Annotated in this window: 17 protein-coding genes and 1 tRNA gene; 3 read left to right on the plus strand and 15 right to left on the minus strand. The window is 55.3% G+C overall.

Translation table 11 applies throughout. The features are described 5' to 3' along the window. Window positions 1-6: 6 nt before the first annotated feature. From BQ5353_RS10755 to BQ5353_RS10780, 6 genes are all read right to left on the minus strand, one after another. Window positions 7-729: a DUF5058 family protein gene (locus BQ5353_RS10755; protein WP_071428224.1), complete on the minus strand. Its 723-nt coding sequence runs from the start codon at window positions 727-729 to the stop codon at window positions 7-9. A 541-nt stretch (window positions 730-1,270) separates the two neighbouring features. After that, window positions 1,271-2,236 carry an ABC transporter substrate-binding protein gene (locus BQ5353_RS10760; RefSeq protein WP_233424530.1) on the minus strand — a complete coding sequence of 322 codons (966 nt, stop codon included), beginning with the start codon at window positions 2,234-2,236 and terminating at the stop codon, window positions 1,271-1,273. Window positions 2,237-2,320: 84 nt separating this feature from the next. Next, the gene (locus BQ5353_RS10765) at window positions 2,321-3,133 is read right to left on the minus strand and encodes an ABC transporter permease (protein ID WP_195254275.1); all 813 of its coding nucleotides are present in this window, start codon (window positions 3,131-3,133) and stop codon (window positions 2,321-2,323) included. Then, the gene (locus BQ5353_RS10770; RefSeq protein WP_054331687.1) at window positions 3,126-3,890 is read right to left on the minus strand and encodes an ABC transporter ATP-binding protein; all 765 of its coding nucleotides are present in this window, start codon (window positions 3,888-3,890) and stop codon (window positions 3,126-3,128) included. The genes BQ5353_RS10765 and BQ5353_RS10770 overlap by 8 nt, the downstream gene beginning before the upstream one ends. 173 nt (window positions 3,891-4,063) lie before the next feature. Further along, on the minus strand, window positions 4,064-4,570 hold the full coding sequence (locus tag BQ5353_RS10775) for a DNA-directed RNA polymerase subunit alpha C-terminal domain-containing protein (protein ID WP_071428226.1): 507 nt from the start codon (window positions 4,568-4,570) through the stop codon (window positions 4,064-4,066). Between the two features lie 225 nt (window positions 4,571-4,795). After that, entirely contained in the window at window positions 4,796-5,041 is a 246-nt protein-coding gene (locus BQ5353_RS10780) for a sporulation initiation factor Spo0A C-terminal domain-containing protein (RefSeq protein WP_054331690.1), read from the minus strand. Between the two features lie 523 nt (window positions 5,042-5,564). On the opposite strand from BQ5353_RS10780, the gene BQ5353_RS10785 reads away from it, so the two are divergent. Beyond that, the gene (locus tag BQ5353_RS10785; RefSeq protein ID WP_054331691.1) at window positions 5,565-5,720 is read left to right on the plus strand and encodes a ribbon-helix-helix protein, CopG family; all 156 of its coding nucleotides are present in this window, start codon (window positions 5,565-5,567) and stop codon (window positions 5,718-5,720) included. A 351-nt stretch (window positions 5,721-6,071) separates the two neighbouring features. Here BQ5353_RS10785 and BQ5353_RS10790 read toward each other — a convergent pair whose 3' ends face one another. Both BQ5353_RS10790 and BQ5353_RS10795 read right to left on the minus strand, forming a co-directional pair. Beyond that, entirely contained in the window at window positions 6,072-7,217 is a 1,146-nt protein-coding gene (locus BQ5353_RS10790) for a DUF3810 domain-containing protein (protein ID WP_054331692.1), read from the minus strand. A gap of 111 nt (window positions 7,218-7,328) precedes the next feature. Beyond that, window positions 7,329-8,855 (minus strand): alpha/beta hydrolase, encoded by a 1,527-nt coding sequence (locus tag BQ5353_RS10795; protein WP_054331693.1) that lies wholly within the window; start codon window positions 8,853-8,855, stop codon window positions 7,329-7,331. Window positions 8,856-9,249: 394 nt separating this feature from the next. Between BQ5353_RS10795 and BQ5353_RS10800 the strand changes: the two genes are divergently transcribed. Both BQ5353_RS10800 and BQ5353_RS10805 read left to right on the plus strand, forming a co-directional pair. Next, window positions 9,250-10,437: a YibE/F family protein gene (locus tag BQ5353_RS10800; protein ID WP_143117221.1), complete on the plus strand. Its 1,188-nt coding sequence runs from the start codon at window positions 9,250-9,252 to the stop codon at window positions 10,435-10,437. Window positions 10,438-10,441: 4 nt separating this feature from the next. Then, window positions 10,442-10,897 (plus strand): DIP1984 family protein, encoded by a 456-nt coding sequence (locus BQ5353_RS10805; protein ID WP_054331697.1) that lies wholly within the window; start codon window positions 10,442-10,444, stop codon window positions 10,895-10,897. Between the two features lie 269 nt (window positions 10,898-11,166). On the opposite strand, the gene BQ5353_RS10810 is transcribed toward BQ5353_RS10805, so the two are convergent. From BQ5353_RS10810 to selB, 7 genes are all read right to left on the minus strand, one after another. Then, window positions 11,167-11,697 carry a DUF4362 domain-containing protein gene (locus tag BQ5353_RS10810; RefSeq protein WP_054331698.1) on the minus strand — a complete coding sequence of 177 codons (531 nt, stop codon included), beginning with the start codon at window positions 11,695-11,697 and terminating at the stop codon, window positions 11,167-11,169. Between the two features lie 138 nt (window positions 11,698-11,835). Beyond that, entirely contained in the window at window positions 11,836-12,813 is a 978-nt protein-coding gene (locus BQ5353_RS10815; RefSeq protein WP_054331699.1) for an anti-sigma-I factor RsgI family protein, read from the minus strand. Next, a complete protein-coding gene (locus BQ5353_RS10820; protein ID WP_082398610.1) occupies window positions 12,810-13,391 on the minus strand; it encodes an RNA polymerase sigma factor in 582 nt (193 codons plus the stop codon). The genes BQ5353_RS10815 and BQ5353_RS10820 overlap by 4 nt, the downstream gene beginning before the upstream one ends. Window positions 13,392-13,501: 110 nt before the next feature. Then, window positions 13,502-14,545, minus strand: a complete 1,044-nt coding sequence (locus BQ5353_RS10825) for an anti-sigma-I factor RsgI family protein (RefSeq protein WP_071428228.1) — start codon at window positions 14,543-14,545, stop codon at window positions 13,502-13,504. A 167-nt stretch (window positions 14,546-14,712) separates the two neighbouring features. Further along, window positions 14,713-14,809 (minus strand) — tRNA-Sec (locus BQ5353_RS10830). A 122-nt stretch (window positions 14,810-14,931) separates the two neighbouring features. Further along, complete coding sequence (locus tag BQ5353_RS10835; protein WP_054332324.1) at window positions 14,932-15,462, minus strand: GrpB family protein; 531 nt, start codon at window positions 15,460-15,462, stop codon at window positions 14,932-14,934. A gap of 102 nt (window positions 15,463-15,564) precedes the next feature. Continuing rightward, on the minus strand, window positions 15,565-17,472 hold the full coding sequence (gene selB, locus BQ5353_RS10840) for a selenocysteine-specific translation elongation factor (protein ID WP_071428229.1): 1,908 nt from the start codon (window positions 17,470-17,472) through the stop codon (window positions 15,565-15,567). Window positions 17,473-17,483: the final 11 nt, after the last annotated feature.

A 17,483-nucleotide genomic window follows, 5' to 3' on the forward strand; every position in this document is an offset into this window, starting at 1 on the left:
ACCTCCTTAACCCAAAAGGTTGGTCCACAGAATAGCGCTCGCCATACCGACAATCAGCGAGTCAGCCATAGTGAAGTTGCTCAGCCAACGGATGCCGTACTTTTTGACAGCCCAGTTGTGCAGGTAGGTACACAAAGCCGAGGTTAACAGGGTAGCAGTGGCGACCGAACCCATGAAGATGCTTCGGGCAGGCAGGAATACAGAGTGCATAGCCATGGTGAAGCAAGCCATCATCAGCGCGCCCCACTCACCGTTGGATGCGCTGTATTCCATGGTGCTGAGGTGGATTTTCTTACCAATGAACAAGCAGCCCACAACGCCGCCGATGATGCCGATACTCATAGAGAGCATAACCGAACCGACAACCGATACGTCGTTGGCGGCGACCAGGGCAGCCAGGGAGTCATACCCGGCGCCGATGGCGGCCATATCTGCAGCGACCAATTCGTAACTCACCGAACCGATGACCGACAGACGGAACCAGGACCACGGAACGCCCAAAACGGTGGACAGGGAGAACAGGCCGATGACAACAGACAGAGAGGGGATGATGGTGTAAATTGTGGAAGATTTCACAATATCCATCAACTGGCTTTTCGTCATTCCCAAAGACAAGCAGTGTTTCCATGCACGCTGCATCATAAACACGCACATCAGGAATACATAGCCCAAGCCAATCATTACCATTATGTAAAGCGGCTTGCTGTTCATTACTTCTAAGAATCCCATTACAATTCATCTCCTTACTGATTAAATGCCTCTCTTCGATAGCTGGATTGTAAAGCTTGGATCCCCCTTTCTCCCTTGGCCTCATTGGCGTAAAGAAATATTTTCACACTAATAACAATTTACCTTATTGTAGCATGTTTTTTTTGGAATGGGTAGTATTTATTGAAAAAAAATAGCTTCTGATCCATTTTTTATAGATTCTGACAATAATTTCAAAATAAATCGTTATTAGTTTACAAATACTTCATACTTTTCTCCGCCCACAGAGGGTGAAGAATGAGAAAAATTTCTCAATATGGGAATGTTGTCCGAAAATTAGGAATGGGGACTGGCACTTTTACAGAAACTTTTGGACAGGATGCTGCAAATATTGCATTGAGAATCAGAAAATAGTTACAGACAAGCACAGGCCCCATCCTTGTTTTACCTGAAACCATCTGTTGATCCGGTTAAGCGGGACATATGTAGGCTCCTACAGGTAAAGGGAATGAAAAAATCCCCCTGCGCCGTAGCACAAGGGGATTTTCTGCAAGAGGGTATTTTATTTGCCGAGGGCCTCTACCGCAGCCTTGGCAAAACAGTTGTTGACAACTTTGTCATAGGAAGCTTTCTGGTCCAGTTCCCCAGCGGAGGTCATCACCGTCTGGAGCAGGTCGAAGGAGCTCTCCTTCATGATGGGATCAGTGCTCCAGGCGCCAATCTCCTGGTACCGGCGGGCCACGGTGGCCAAAAGGGATTCGTCGGTGTCGGGGAAGGAGGGGGCGATGGCTTTGGCGATCTCCTCCGGGGTGTGGGTGGCAACCCACTGCTGCCCTTTGTAAATGGCGTTGGTGAAATGTTGGATTAGGGCAGGGTCTTTCTCGATCAGCTCTTTGCTGGCAAAGTAGGCGGTGTAGGGGATCTCACCAGCCTCTTCGCCCACCGAGGCGACGATGTAACCTTTGCCTTCCGCCTCAATCATCGAGGCAGTGGGTTCGAACATGGTGACATAGTCGCCAGTGCCCGCGGTGAAGGCGCCGGTCATAGCTTCGAACTTGATGCTGTCGTCAAAGATGACGTCCTCACCGGGGGTGAGGCCCTTGCTCTTCACCACATATTCCAGAGCCATGTAGGGGACACCGCCCTTCCGTCCGGGTAGGATGGTTTTTCCCTCCAGCTGGCTCCAGTCAAAATCCGGCTCCGGCTGCCGGCCCACCAGGAAGGAACCATCCCGCTGGGTCAGCTGGGCGAACACCTGGGGGTGGTTTTCCCGGCCTTCGTTGACCACATAGATGGTGGCTTCCGGCCCGGCAAAGCCGATGTCGATATGTCCAGACAGCACCGCCGACATGACTTTATCGGCACCCTGGCCGTTGGAAAGCTCGATTTCAATGCCCTCTTCTTCAAAGAAGCCCAGGTTGATGGCCGCGTATTGGGGGGCGTAGAACACCGAGTGGGTCACCTCGCTGACTGTGACCTTGGTCAGAGGGGTTTCGGTTTCAGATGGCTGCTGGGAACATCCCATCATGGACGCTCCTACAAAGGCGGCTGCCAGCAGCATTGCCAGAGGTTTTTTGAACTGTTTCAACTGCAAAACTCCCTTCGGTTGGAATCAGCCCAGGTGGCTGATTCGTTTGGATACATATTTTTCAAGGATTACCACCGCTTGGTAGAGGACGGCGGCCATCACTGCCAAAATAATGACGCTGGTCATCACAAGATCCAGCTTGAACACCTGCCCGCCGTAGACGATCAGGTACCCCAGCCCCGCTTTGGAGACTAGGAACTCCCCAGCGATGACCCCTACCAGCGACAGGCCGATGTTGATCTTTAGGGAATTGAAAAGGGTGGTCAGATTGGAGGGAAAGACGATCTTCTGCAAAATTTGCATCCGGCTGGCCCCGAAGGTGCGGGCCATTTTGATCTTTTCTGGGTCGGTGGCGAGAAAGCCATTGAGCATTTCCAGCACGGTTACGATCAGCGAGATGGCCAGGGCCATGACGATGATGGCTTGGGTACCCGCCCCCACCCAGATGATGATCACTGGGCCCAAGGCGATTTTTGGCAGGCTGTTGAGCACCACCAGATAGGGTTCCATCACTTGGGAGAGGAAATCCGACCACCACAGGGCAACGGCCAATAAAGTGCCTCCGCAGGCCCCCAACAGGAAGCCGGTGAGGGTCTCATAACAGGTGACCCCCAGGTGAAGGGGCAGGTCGTTGGCGGAGAGGTTCAAAAAGGTTTTGACGATCCGGCTGGGCTGGCTCATGAGGAAGCTGTCGATGACGCCCAGGTTTGCGAGGATCTCCCAGCTGGCAATGAGCGCTGCCAGGATAAAAATCTGGGTGAAGAGGACCGACGTCTTGCGGATTTTTTTCTTCTTAAGATACTCCCTGCGCTCTTTGGAGAGTGTGGCGTTAGACATGGACATCAAGCTCTTTCCAGATTAAATTGAAGTATTGGTTGAATTTTGGGTCGTCCCGGCAGGCCAGGGGGGAACGGTTGGGGCCGAAATCAATGGCGTGGATGTTTTTAATTTTTGCCGGACGCCTAGTCAGAACAAGAACCCGGTCGGACATACTGATGCTCTCCGGGATGTCATGGGTCACCATGATAGCGGTGATATTCTCCCCCTTTAAAATGCGGTAGACATCATCGGTCACCGCCAGGCGGGTTTGGTAATCCAAAGCGGAGAAAGCTTCATCCAGCAGAAGGAGCCGGGGCCGGGTGGCCAAGGTGCGGATCAGCGCAGCCCGCTGGCGCATCCCGCCGGAGAGCTGGGCTGGGTATTTGTCCCGGAATTCCCACAAACCATAGGTTTTCAAAAGCTCCTCGGCATAGGCTACCGATTCTTTATCCAGTTGATGCTGAATTTCCAGGCCCAACAGGACGTTTTTATAAATGGTCCGCCAGTCCAGCAGGTTATCCCGCTGAAGCATATATCCCACGTTGGGGTTGATCCCATCCACCGGTTTGCCCGCCAGGGTCACGGTGCCGTGGGTGGGGGTGAGAAGACCCGAGAGAATGGACAACAGGGTGGATTTGCCGCAGCCGCTAGGGCCGACGACACTGATAAATTCGCCTTGCTGCACGGTAAAACTCAGGTCGTCAATGGCGGTTATCTCTCCGTTGGCGGCCTGATACTTTCCTACTATTTTATCGACTTTGAGTATTTCCTGCATTTGCATCACCTCGCTGTGTCACCTGGGAGGAAACCAGGTGTTTGCTACCATTGGTATGCCAAAATGGAAAGATGGGTGCATAGGGAATGTGGCTTACCGGCTATCCTATGCCGGGGGGAAGGGAAGAGTTCACCCCGCTGCCGGGCAGCAAAAAAGGGAGCCGAAGCTCCCGATTATGTATTCAAATACCGGTTGTGCAGCTTGCGGGGATACTGTTCATCGTAATGGCCGATGGCAAAGGCCACTGCCTGCCAGCTTTTGCCCTCCAGATACCGCTTGGCAAAGATAAGCCGCAACCGGCTGTCCGGGATGGTCTGCAAAAAATCCTCCAGCCACTGTATCTCCTTGAGGCAGCGCATCCTGGCTTCCCGGCACTTCTCCCGGATTTTTTCCATCTCCACTGGGTCGGAAGCGGTGTCCTTTTCCAGTTCCCGCAGCCGCTTTTGGTAGCTCTCCGCCTCTTTTTTCAGGGCCAGAAATTGGGAAAGCTCCTGTTTCGTTGGCTTGCGGGGTACGGCGCTGCCCTTCCTTTGGATCTCCGCTGCTGCCCGGACGCCAATCCCCCGCAGGGACAGCAGTTCGCTCAACCCCAATCCCTGCAGCTGTTCCATCCGGTGGATGCCATTGCGCTTTAATGCGTTTTGTGTTCGAGTCGAAAAGCCCATTTCTTCTACATTCATCGTCATTCCTCCTTGTCCCTGTTGCAGCGGCAGTTTTGCATGATATAAACTGAAATGGAAAATTACTTTATGTGATAATTATACCAGTACAAAGAGGGAATGTCAACCACAAAATGAAATAAAATTTCTGTACGTGTTTGACGAACCATACGAAAAAGCCGTCCCTAGTGCGGCCCAGGGACGGCTTTTTCGTTATATTAGGGTAGGTAAAAGTGGTGGGGCATGTTAATGGATGGGTTTTGTATCCTGTTCGCGGAGATGGGCGACAAAACTCGCCAAGTATGGGATAAACTCCTCCACGGTGGGGATTTCCCCCTTGTGGGGGATGTTGTCCAACATGGAGCGGATCAACGGGCTTTGATCCTGTTTGCTGTATATGTCCAGGATGGCAAGCTGCATCTGTTCCCGCACGTATTCCGGGGACACCTTGTCTTTCCGGGCGATCTCTTTTAGAATATCATCTATATACATGGCGATGCCTCCTTTTTTAAGATTTTATGGGGCGCTGCACGGCCCCAAACCCTAGCTACAAGGGGCTATGCCTGCCCCTTGAACCCCAGGTCGGGTGGGTTTTAACAAGATTCCATCTTGCAATAGTTTGTGGGGGCACGCACCCCCAAAGCCTAGCTACAAGGGGCTATGCCTGCCCCTTGAACCCCAGGCCCTCCTTTCTTACAGAAGAAAGGAGGCGAAAGACTGCCGGGGAGACCCCGGTCCCCCACTTCGCGGCAACTGGTACGCTCGGAAGATTTCCCTTAGAGGCTCTCCACGCCTCGAGCGGGAAATCTTTCCGCTAACGCGGATGCCCTCGCGGCACGGTCGAAGTCAGTACGGTCAGCATCAGCTGACTGTGCCCCCTTAAAAATCCCCCTGCGCGTTTAGGAGGGGGAATTGAATCATTCAACGATATTATTTTATATTACTTTGTATTAAAAGTCAATACTTAGGATCATATTATAGTATTATCTTATTGATGAAAAAAGGGGGGATTACTATGAGACCGCTAAAGCAGAGGGTTAGCCTTACTTTGGATGAGGATGTCATTGAAAGCGTCAAGCTTTTAGCGGAGGAATGTGATCGCTCATTTTCTCAATATGTAAACTTAGTTTTGAAAGAGCATCTTGCACAAAAGAAGGAAAAACAACAATAAAAAACAAAACCCATTCATGTAGTTGAATGGGTTTTTCTTATACAACTATAGTTCCCCTTGGCAGAGGGGGTTTTTTAAGGGGGGCCGGACTTCGACCGTGCCGCGAGCGGTTCGGCCCCCCTTAAATGTGCTTTTTCCCTCCCTTTTTTCACACAAAAAAGGGAGCGCGGGGTGCAGGGGTGCGCAACGCCCTGCATATCCACTGCAAGATGGAATCTTGTTCTGCACCGGGGTGCAGGGGTGACAGGCGCCCTGCATAACCTCGGGGGTGTGGGGGCTGGAAGCCCTAGGAAATCAGGGTCATAGGGTGACAAGCCCTAGAAAATGGGTTGTAGGGGTGAAAGGCCCCTTTCACTCCACCCCATGCTTGGCCCGGTAGTTGGCCAGCAGAAGATCCACCATCCGGCCGTAGCTGGCCACCCCGTCGGTCTGGCGGTTGGCCTTTAAATAGGTGTCGTTGACCTTGTCGGAGACCTCCGCCACTGGGCCTTCAAACTGGGCCCAATAGCGGGATTGAGCGGCAAAATCCCGCTGCACCCCAGGGGAATAGGTGGCGTAGAGTTCACAAAACCGCTCATAATCCGCCTGATACAAGGTGTTCATGGCATACATGGCCGCCATGGAGGCCCCGCTGTATTGGATGGCTTGGTCCTCCGACTCCATGCAGGCCAGATAGGCGATAAAGTTGGCTTCATCTTCCCGCATAAAGCCCCGCAGATGCGCTTGTTCATGGCACATGGTGAAAGGGAGGGTGAAATCCGGCACGTCGATGTTGACATTGGCCTCCATGCTCCAACAGGTGAACACCCCAGTGATTTGGGTATAGGACCACAAATGGGAGAGCAGCACCGGTTTGGGCGGGCTGTAATCCCCTCCGAGGGCAGGGATTTCCTGTGCCAAGCGGTGGAATCCAGTCCGGCTGGCTTTGCCGGTGGCAAAGACCGATTTTTCCAGCTGGAACACCCCTTCTTCGTCTTCGGGGAGGCCTTCCCGCAAGCGGTTGGCGTCAGCGATCAAATCCACGCAGGCGAGGGCCAGTTCCTCTGCACTGCTGGGCCGGACGGTGAGCCCTGCATGCCAGGCAAAGGGCATCCGGCTGTAATTGACCCCACAGGTGACGACAAAAATAAAATAGAAGCCTGCGGCCACTGCCAGCAAAGTGGAGAGGAGGTTGAGAAGCCTTTGCCGTTGTTCCCCAGGGGAGCGCACCGCCTTGCGGATGGAGAGAACCACCCAGGCAACGGCGGCGGGGATGCCAAGCACCACCGTGAACTCCGCCAAGGAGAGGGGGACAAGGCCGGTGATCCGGTTGAACATTTGGGATAGGATGGGGTAATACCCCCCGCTGAAAAGCCGCTCAGTCCGCTCCGGATCCTGGCTGGCAAACTGGGAAAGGCCCATCCCCAGGGGGACCAGCAGAAGGAAGAGAAGCCTCCGGGGGAGGCGCAGTTTTTCCCGGAGAGGAGCGCTGGGGGTAGATGGATGGGAAATGATCACAGAAAAGCCCTCCGTTTTTTAGGAATCTACTTCTTATTCTATCAAAAATTAGAGGAGAGGAAAAGACAGAAAAAAACCGCCCGGGAAAGCCCCAGGCGGGAAAAAAGCGGTTTATACAGCAGCCAAGGTGAAAAAGGCCGCCAGCAGGAGGCCGCCGCACAGGCCGCTGGTCACCAGCGATCCGGACAGGTACTGCACCACCCGGCAGAGGAGCAGCACCGCCCATAAAGTGGCGAGGCCGATGACACAGATGAGCACCCCGGACCAGTAGTTGATGGGGACACAGAATGCGCCAGCCGCCGCAAGGGGCAGGAACTGGACCAGCTGCAACCCAATCCGCACTGGAAGGGAGATTTTAAACTCCTCCATCACCAGGGATTCGTAGGTGAAAAGGCCGGAGGCCAGCCCGCAGATGGGCAGGGCGATGGCAAAGGCGATCCAGTGGGGGAGGGAAGCATCCCAACCCATGAAGCCGCTGCGGGCGAGGACAACACCCCACAAAAAGGTGACAGCGGTGAGAAGGAGGCTCAAACCGACCCTCTTGCCGCCCAACGGGGCGAGGGGAGGACGGGCAAGGGTAGAGACTCCAGGCATTTTCCCAGACCGGTACAGGTAGCAGGAGAGCCCTGCGTTGGCCGCCAGCCAGGAGAGAAAGGCGATGGAAAGCAGGGGGAGCTCCAGAGGGAGCAGCCACAGCACCCCAAAGATCACCGCTGCAAGGGGGAGAGCCAGCAGCCAGTACAGGGATTTGCGGGTGATATAACGGCCGGAAGGGGCCCCTTTCACCGACAGAAGGGAATAGCTGACCTCCAGGGCGCTGTGGGAAAGCTGGCGGTACAAAAAGACCATGGCAAGCCCCCAGAAAAGGTAAAGGCCTGCCCAGAGGAGAGGACGCACAGTGGAGCCGGGGGAGACCTCTGGGATTTGAATGGCGTAGGTATCCCACAGCCACTGGGAGAATGCGGTGGTGATTTCCCGGGAATAGGTGTTGTGGGCGTGGAATACCCCGGAGACAATTCGAAGGGAGATGTCTTGCTGGTCCGCTTTGATGCCAAAACCGGTGGCCAAAATCTCATCCCCGGAAAGGCTGTTGTACAACTGAGCCAGCTGTTCCGGAGGGGCAACGTCGTCAGAAGTGGTGCCCAAAATCAAGGTGGGGAGGGTGATTTCCCCCGGTTCAAAAGCTTCTGGGCTGGTGAGCGGGGCAAAGAGGGCCAAACCCGCGCCGGCTTCGCCACCCTCCAGATAAGCGGCCTCCTCCAGCAGGGTCTGGGAAGCTCGTCCATAGGCGGCCAAAAGGATGTCCTCCTCCTCCACTCCCGCGGTGTTGGAGAGGGCCTCCATGGCAAAGGCCAGGTCTACCTCCTCCAGGTTGAGGGTAAGCACCGGAAGATCCGCCTCCTGGGCCAGACGGATGATGGGTTTGAGACGGTACCGCTCCGAGCCCTCCGGCTCCGCCAGCAGCAGTGCAAACCCTTGGGAGGGGGAAGCAGGGTAATAAGAGCCGATGCTCTCCCCTTGGTAGGATAGGCTGCTCCGCCCCTGATCAAGGGGCAGGTCGAGGATGACCAATGCGGCGGCGACCAGCACGGCCAGGGCGATAAGAAGGGTTGATAGGTGTTTATCTTGCAGTTTCATAACAATCTCCTGTCAAGCAGTTGTCTCGTATTACATTGAAATTAGATTAACCGGTTTGGGGTCAACTATGATAAGGCGGAAGAATCCTCAGACATTTGACGACTCTATTATATCATATTGCGATATAGTTGACCAGGGGGAAAACCCCTTCCTTTGGGGATTCCCCCACCGGATTGGAGGGGTGTGTTTTCAGCTTATTGTACAAAAGATTTGTCAAAAAACACAAAAAGACCGCAGTTTCCCCGTCAAGGCCGGCCAGGCAGGGCTTGGTTAAGATGCAATCCACAAAAGCCCGCGGAGCGCAAAAACCGCCATCCGTAGAAAACCTGCATCCCCTGCCTCCCTTGCGCAATGGGGCGATTTGTGTTATTTTAGCAAAGAAAGGGATGAGATTTTGAAGAAAAAAACTGTACAATACACCGCACTAATCCTTGTTTCCATCCTTCTTTTGCTAGTTGGGAACCGCGTCGCCACCAGCGATAACCCCTATTTTGGCGGGGGCTATTCCTCCGACAGCTACTACCGGGCCAAAATTCTCCGGTTCACCAAGGTGGAAAGCCAGGTGGAGGAATTCGGCGGCATGCAGAACCACTACACCCAGCTGGAAATGGACGTCCTCCTGCTGGAAGGGGTGATGAAAGGGGAGACGGTTTCCATCTCCCATCGGGTGGACGAGGATTTGACCGCCAAGCCCTACCCCTACACCGAAGGGGAAAAGGTGTTGGTCACCTTTGACTTTGATCAGGATGACAATGTGGTCTGGTACCTGGCTGACCACCTGCGGGAGGGGTACCTCTTCGCCTTGGTGGGGGCGTTTTTGTTCCTTCTCATCCTGTTTGGCCGCAGGCAGGGGGTCAACACCGTCCTCTCCTTGGCCCTTACAGTGGCGGCGGTGTTTTTTGTGATGCTGCCCGCCATCATCAAGGGATATAACATCTATTGGGTCACCTTTTTGGTCAGCTGCTACATCATCGTCATGACACTTGGGGTGGTCATCGGCTTCAGCCCCAAAAGCTTCTCCGCGGCGGTGGGATGCATCGGCGGGGTAGGGGTGGCCGGCCTCATCACGGTGGTCATGCAGAACCTGATGAAAATTTCCGGCCTCATCAATGAGGACTCTTCCTTTGTCATGTACATCAACCCAGTCACCCCCATCGATTTAAAAGGGCTGATCTTCTCGGCCATTGTCATCGGGGCCTTGGGTGCGGTAATGGATGTGGCTATGAGCATCTCCTCCTCCTTGGAGGAGCTTCTCCTCCACAACCCGGATCTGAGCTTTTCCCAGGTGGTCACCTCAGGCCTCAACATCGGGCGGGACATCATGGGAACCATGGCCAACACCCTGGTACTGGCCTATGTGGGCAGCTGCCTCCATGAGATTCTGCTGCTGATGGCCCACAACTCCAGCCTTGCCTCGGTGATCAACCGGGAGATGGTGGCGGTGGAGGTGCTCCAGTCCATCGCGGGGAGCATCGGCATCTTGTGCACTGTCCCGGTAGCCACCATTGTGACTGGCCTGGTTCATCAGGCGATTGTGAAGAAAAGATTGGCCAGTGGGGCCAGTGAACAGAAAGGGGAATAAATCCATGAAATTGGCAGAAGCATTGAACGAGCGGGCGGACATCCAGCGGCGGATCGCCCAGCTGGAAAGCCGGCTCATAGACAACGCCAAAGTCCAGGAGGGGGAAGAGCCCGCAGAGCGCCCGGAGGACCTTCTGGCGGAACTGGACGGCCTTTTCTCCCGGCTGGAGGAACTGATGAGCAAGATCAACTGGACCAACAGCCAAACCATCCAGGAAGGGCATACCATGACCCAGCTTTTGGCCAGGCGGGACTGCCTGACCCGGAAAATTGGGGTGCTGCGCAGCTTTTTGCAGAGTGCAAGCGCCACCGTCAGCCGGGCCACCCGCTCGGAGATCAAGATAAAGAGCACCGTATCGGTGGCGAAGATGCAGAAGCAGGTGGATGGGCTCTCCAAAGAGCTGCGGGAACTGGATTCTGCCATCCAGGCCCTCAACTGGACTACTAATTTGATGGAATAGTCGGATTGTGGTAGCGTCAAAGGGGTGGGCGCCATCTCCCCCGGCTGAGAATGAGCCGGATTGGTATAAGCGTGCGGGGTCCGCTGGGGTTCGATTCCCCAAAAGCATTGTCACACCCAGCACAGGGCACATGGGCAATGGGTAGGATGCACTGTTACAACCGCGGCGCCGGCCTTTGACGTGAGGGCGGGATTGGGGATACAACAGCATAGAAACAGAAAACCGGAGGGGAGGCCATAGCCTCCCCTCCGGTTGGTTTTTTGCGCCAATTAACCGTTGGAACGGGTCGCCAGCAGAAGGAATCCCGCAGATTCCTCTTCCCAAGCGGTTTCAGCGGTCAGTTCTGGGTTGTCCGTCAACCACCATTCGGTGAAGGTGAGATCGCCGTCTACCCCGCCGGGGGAGGGGAAGGTCACCAAGTTGGAGTAGGTGTACTCGGAGATTTTACGGTCTTCCTCCGCGGCAAACTGGTCGGCCCGGGAATCCACCAACAGAGTGTATACCCCATCCTGGTAGGTTAGGGTGTACCCGATGGGGTCGCCTTCCGCCGTGGTTTTTTGGATGTAAACCTTGGCGGCTTTTCCCTCCTGGGCGGCGGCGGCAAATTGGATGAGGGGCGCGGTATCCAGGACTTCTCCGGTATTTCCGTCAATGTATTCCCCGCAGTCTAGCACCTCCTCTGGGGCGGACTGGGAACTCGCACTGGAAGAATCGGGATTGGAACTGGAACCCAGCCCGTTTCCAGAACAGCCGGCCAGGAATAGGGACAGGCATAGGGCAGCTATAAGGATCTTCTGCATGACAAGACCTCCTTTTCACATGTTCTACTTACTTAGTGGAAAAAAGAGGGCAAATTCCTGCCTCGCAGAGGGAGAAAGTCTCAAAAGGCCCGGGAAAAGCCGACATGGCAGACCCAGTACAGGTCCGCCATGTTTCTGTCAATTATCGTCTCCTTCTTCGGAATCGTCGGGATCTTCATCTTCCTCCCCGTCATCCTCTCCACTGGGGATCTCTTCATCGGGGTCGTCTTCCTCTTCCAGGTCATCAGAGCGGTCGCTGTCCTCGTCCTCCTGGCCGCCGTCATCTGTGTCCTTTTCGGATTGGGAGGCATGCCAATCGTCTTCCTGGTCTTCAGAATCCCAGTCTTCCCGATCTTCCTCTTCTAGATCGTCATCCTCTTCCCAGTCGTCGCCCGCCTCCTTCTGTGCCAGCCGCCGGAGGTCCTCTAAACTCATAGAAGCCAACTCCTCCAGGGAATAATCGTCCTCTTCCTCCAGTATTTGGCGGATGTACTGCATTTTGCCCGGAGAAACCTGCTGCTGGGATGCTGCCTGCTGTAGGCTGGCATCCTCTTCATAGGTTTGAAGGATGATGGCAGGGGCGATTTTCCGAGGTTCCAGCGCCGACTGAATGGAGCTGGAAAGGAGGGATTCCAACTCTTGGACATGGCTCTGCCGTCTGCTCTGCACCGTGAGGAGAACGGTGCTCTTTTCTGGGGTGAGGTAGTTCCTTTGGGCGAGGGTATCCGCCAGCTGCCCCAGCACAGTGGGAAGGGGTAGGCCAGAGAACACCTGGCCCTCGATCAAGCTGCGGCCATCCGCATTGAGGCCCGTCACCTCCAGAACTCGATCCCGCCGGTTGGCGGTGATCTGGATGCTGGGATTGACATCCAAAAAGACGGTGGTCTCCACCATCCGGTACTGCCAAAACCAGCCGAAAAACAGGAGGACAATACAGCAGGTCAAGGCAGGGAGGAAGGCGCGCCTCCGGGTTGGAACTTGGGGAAGCTCTTGAGCGGTGATATAATCCAGTTCTGTCTGTTTGCTCACCGGCATTTCCCACAGTTCTTGGGAATGGGGCATAGGTAGTTGCTCTGCCGCCCGGCGCAGTGCAGCCGGAATTTCACGTTTGTTCATGACAGCACCCCCTGGGCAGTGAGATGGTTTCGCAGCTTTTTCAGCGAGCGGTTGTAGCGGGATAGAACAGTGGAAAGGGGCATTCCAAGGTCTTGGGCAATCTCCCGATGTTTCATCCCCGCCACACAGTGGAGGAGGAGGATCTGCCGCTCTTCCTCCCCCAGGATTCGAAGGGCGGATTCCAGCACCAGCCGGTCGGTGGGGTCGGTGACATAGGAAAATTGGAGGGAATCCTCCATTTTGCAATCTTCCACAGAGAGGGCGGATTGGCGCAGTCTGCTGTTGCATAGATTGCGGGCGATGGTGAGTATCCACGCCATAGGTTTGCCCATGGGGCGGTACAAGTGGGCCGCCCCTCGGATTTTGAGAAAGGTCTCCTGGACGATATCCTGGGTGTCGTCGGGATTTTTGAGGAGGGAGAGGGCAAAGGCGTAAACTGCCCGCCCGGATTTGCGGTACAGCTCTTCAAAGGCATCCCGGTCATCCTCTCCGACGCGGATCAGCAGGGAGTCGTCAATCTCCGGCAGGGTTGTACGGCGAGGGGAGTAGGTTCCTTGTACCGCGCAGAACAGCAGCATATGTAATCCCTCCTCGATGTGGCATTCTGCCCTTATTCTACCCTATGGGAGCAAAAAAGGCAATGGAAGAATCGGAGTGGAGGATCCCCCCACCCCGATTCAGCCTTTTCTTAGTCGTCGTCCCGGTCATCCTTGTCGTCATCATCGTCAGGGTCGTGGATGTCATCCCGGTTATCCTTGTCGTCATCATCGTCGGGGTCGTGGATGTCATCCCGGTCATCCTTGTCATCATCGTCGGAGTCGTGGATGTCATCCCGATCATCCTTGTCGTCATCGTCGGGGTCGTGGATGTCATCCCGATCATCCTTGTCGTCATCGTCGTCAGGGTCGTGGATGTCATCCCGATCATCCTTGTCGTCATCATCGTCAGGGTCGTGGATGTCATCCCGGTTATCCTTGTCGTCATCATCGTCGGAGTCGTGGATGTCATCCCGGTCATCCTTGTCATCATCGTCGAGGTCGTGGATGTCATCCCGATCATCCAGCTGGTCTTCCAGCTGATCCAAATGGCCGTCATGATATTGGTCCTCCAAATCGTCCAGACGGTCCTCCAGCAGATCCAGAGGGATGTTGTGCTCTTTGGCGTAATCCACCAGGTCGCTGATCCGGGTATCGGCCAGGTGTTCTGGGGTGAGGGTCGGGTCTTTCTGGAGCAGGCGGTCGATCACCGACATCTTGCCAGAGGAGACTTTCCATTTTTGGGCCTCTTTGTCATACCGGTCCATGTCGATTTTTTGTGCGTGGACATCTGCATCCAACTGTTTTTCAGCAATGTATTGGGCGACTTTTTTGTTTACCTTGTCCAACGTCTTTTGGGAAGCGCCCCGATCGTCCACTGTGATGAGGACATCATTTTTCTTCTCATTGGCAAGGTATCCCTGTTCCATCATCCGGTCGACCAGATCTTCAAGAACGTCGTCCAGGTCATTGTCCTTGGGGGTGTACCCTTCCAGCAGTTTTTTGGCGTCATCGTTGAGGGGGATAATCTTGCTTACTTTCTCCAGCCGGGTGGTTTCCAGCTCGATGCTGGGGTTGACGTCCAGGGCGATGCGCTGGGCGGGGGAGAGGAAGTAGAAGGCAGCTCCAGCTGCTACAAGGGCGGCTGCGGATAGAGTCAGGCCGGCCATAAGCCAGTTGTGTTTTGTGGTTGTCATAGCAAAAACTCCTTTGCAGTAGATTGGGTCTCTTCGACCTCTTTCAACCCATTAACAAAGAAGGGGGGTGTTTTATCGCAAAGAATAAAATTTTTTTCACATTTTTGTGGAAAGGGGGAGGATATATCAAAAAAGACCCGCAGAAACTTTTTGTTCCTACGGGTCATTGGCGGGAGTATGTGGGAATCGAACCCACCTAAGCAGCTGTTCACCACTATCACTGGTTTTGAAGACCAGGGGGCACACCAGCACCCATCTACTCCCATATACAGCGGGTGCTTTGCTTACGTTTTGATATTCTACCACAAATATACGCAAGAAGCAACTGTTTTTTCACAGAAACGGGAAAATAAGCAGAAAATAGGGGAGGTGCGCCAAAAAATTCATCATGGATGGGACGCTAACCTCTTCCATTGCCAAAGGAGCGCGGAGCGTTCCATCTCCTTTACAAAGGCATCCTTGCCGTCGCAGTAGCCGTCAATGTCGGCGGGGAACTGGGATGCCAGCTGAATTTTTAAGGCGGCATAGGAATCCCGGGCACCGGGGTGGGCCCGCAGATAATCCCGGAAGGCGAGGTGGCGGCCAATCTCCCCCAGGTTGTCATACTGGAAGGCGTGGATTTGATGGGTGCGGTTTTCCCCGCCTTTGCGGAAATACCGCCGGCCGGGCAGACCGAACTCCCCCATGGCCTCATAGCCCAGTTCTGCAAACTGGGGGGTCAGGGCATCCAGAGCATCGATATCCTGTACCACCGGCAGGATGTCGATGATGGGTTTTGCGGCAAGGCCAGGGACGGATGTGCTCCCAATATGAAAGAGGGCGACCAGATTTTCCCCCAGCAGGGCGCGAAGGGATTTGGCCTCCTCCTCGAAGAGCTGGGGCCACTGAGGGTTGTAGGGAGCGACGGTGACCAACATGAAAAGGACCTCCTCGTTGAGATGATGGCAGCAGGAAGGCGGATTCCTGCAAAGAAACACTGTAAAAATGGGAGGGGAAGCCCCCTCCCAAATGGAAATCGGTTATTTTTGAATCAGCACCCGGGCGTCGCCCACCTTTTTGGTGATGCCTTTGCGGTCCCAGTATTCCAGGAGGGCCACCGCATATTTGCGGCTGGTTTCAATGGCGTCACGGAACTCGCCCAAGGAGACCTGTCCGTTCGCCTCCAGAAGCTTCTGGAAGGCAGCAAAGGCCTGATCATAATAGTTGCGGTGGATAGCGATCTGGGGGCTGAGGGCAATCACTGTGCCATCGTCCTGAAGGGCCTCCATCACCTGTTTGAAGGTCTCCTTTTCCTTGGCGAATTGCTTGGCTACCTCGTCGGTGGCAGGGGAGGCAAGGCCGCTGTCCAGATAGATTTTCTCAATTTTGTCGGAAAGCCGCTTGTGGCTTTCGCTGTAGCTGACGGTGAAGGTGGAGAGGGCGACCTTTTGGCCTGCGTACCGGATGTGGCCCTGGCCCTCCATCCAATCCAGGATTTTGTCGCACAGGGCGATCTCCCGGCCGGGGAGGAAGCGGCTGCGCAGCTCGTCTTTTCGCATGCCGGCTTGCAGGGGGTTGGACTTGTGGTACTCCTCCAAAATGCGGGTTAGCTGGCCTTGCAGGGTGGCGAGATAGTCCCGATGGAGGTCCAGCTTGCCAGTGATGGGGATGAGCTCCCCAGCCTCCTCCAGCAGTTTGACCTGGGCCGCGAATTCTTCTTGGGGGATGTCCAAACTCTCCCGTACCGCGTCCAAAGGCCGGAATTTGGGGCTTCCCTCCAGCACCGCCTGGCGGATGGTGTCCTCTAGGGAGCCCTTTTCCTTGATGGCCAGACTTTCCAGCACAGCGGGGTCGCTGCGTTTGTGCCTCTCGGGGGCCGGATCCAGCACCACACCGCCGCCCACCGTCTCAATGGGGGAGTAGAACCGCACCACAAAATGATCCCCCCGCTTCACGGCGATGGGGTCGGTGAGCCGCAGCTGGGCGTAGCCGCTTTCTTCTGCGGTGAGCTGCTCCCGGTCATCCAGCAGCACCAGTTTGCAGAGCACATCCCGGGAGCCTAAGTACAGGTGGAGGCGGGAGCCGCTTTCAATCTCCCGCTGGCATTCCTTGAGGATGGAGAGCTTGACATCCAACATCAGGGAATTCTGCATCGAACCGGGCGCCGCCAAGGTGTCGCCCCGCTCGACCTCGGATTTTTTGATGTTGGCCAGGTTGACCGCCACCCGCTGCCCCGCGTAGGCGGTAGAAACGGTTTGGTTGTGGACCTGGAGGTTGCGCACCTTGGTAAGCTTTTCCCCGGGGTAGATCATGACCTCGTCCCCCTCGGTCACCGTGCCTTCGATGAGGGTGCCGGTGATGACGGTGCCGAAACCGTCCACCGAGAAGACCCGGTCCACCGGGATGCGGAAGGGCTTGGAGGTGTTTTTCTGCTGCACCGCCTGGAGTTTTTCCTCGATGAGCAGCCGCAGCCCCTCGATGCCCTCGCCGGTGTAGGCGGAAACCGGCACAATGGGGGCGTCGGCTAAAAAGCTGCCCTGGACTTCGCTGCGGACATCCTCCTTGACCACCTCCAGCCACTCCTCGTCCACCATGTCGGTTTTGGTCAGCACGATGATGCCGTTTTGGATGCCCAGCAGGGAGAGGATACCCAAATGCTCCCGGGTCTGGGGCATAAAGCCCTCGTCGGCGGCCACTACCAGCAGCACCAGGTCGATGCCGCCGGCCCCGGCCAGCATGTTTTTCACAAATTTTTCATGGCCGGGCACGTCGATGATGCCCGCCTGTTCCCCATGGGGCAGGGTGATGTGGGCGAATCCCAGTTCTATGGTGATGCCCCGCTTTTTTTCTTCCTTCAGCCGGTCGGTGTCGATGCCGGTCAAGGCCTTGATGAGCATGGTCTTGCCGTGGTCCACGTGGCCGGCGGTGCCGATGATATAGTTTTTCATGGAAACTCCTC

The sequence above is a fragment of the Merdimmobilis hominis genome (genome assembly GCF_900104615.1).
Classification (GTDB): domain Bacteria; phylum Bacillota; class Clostridia; order Oscillospirales; family Ruminococcaceae; genus Merdimmobilis; species Merdimmobilis hominis.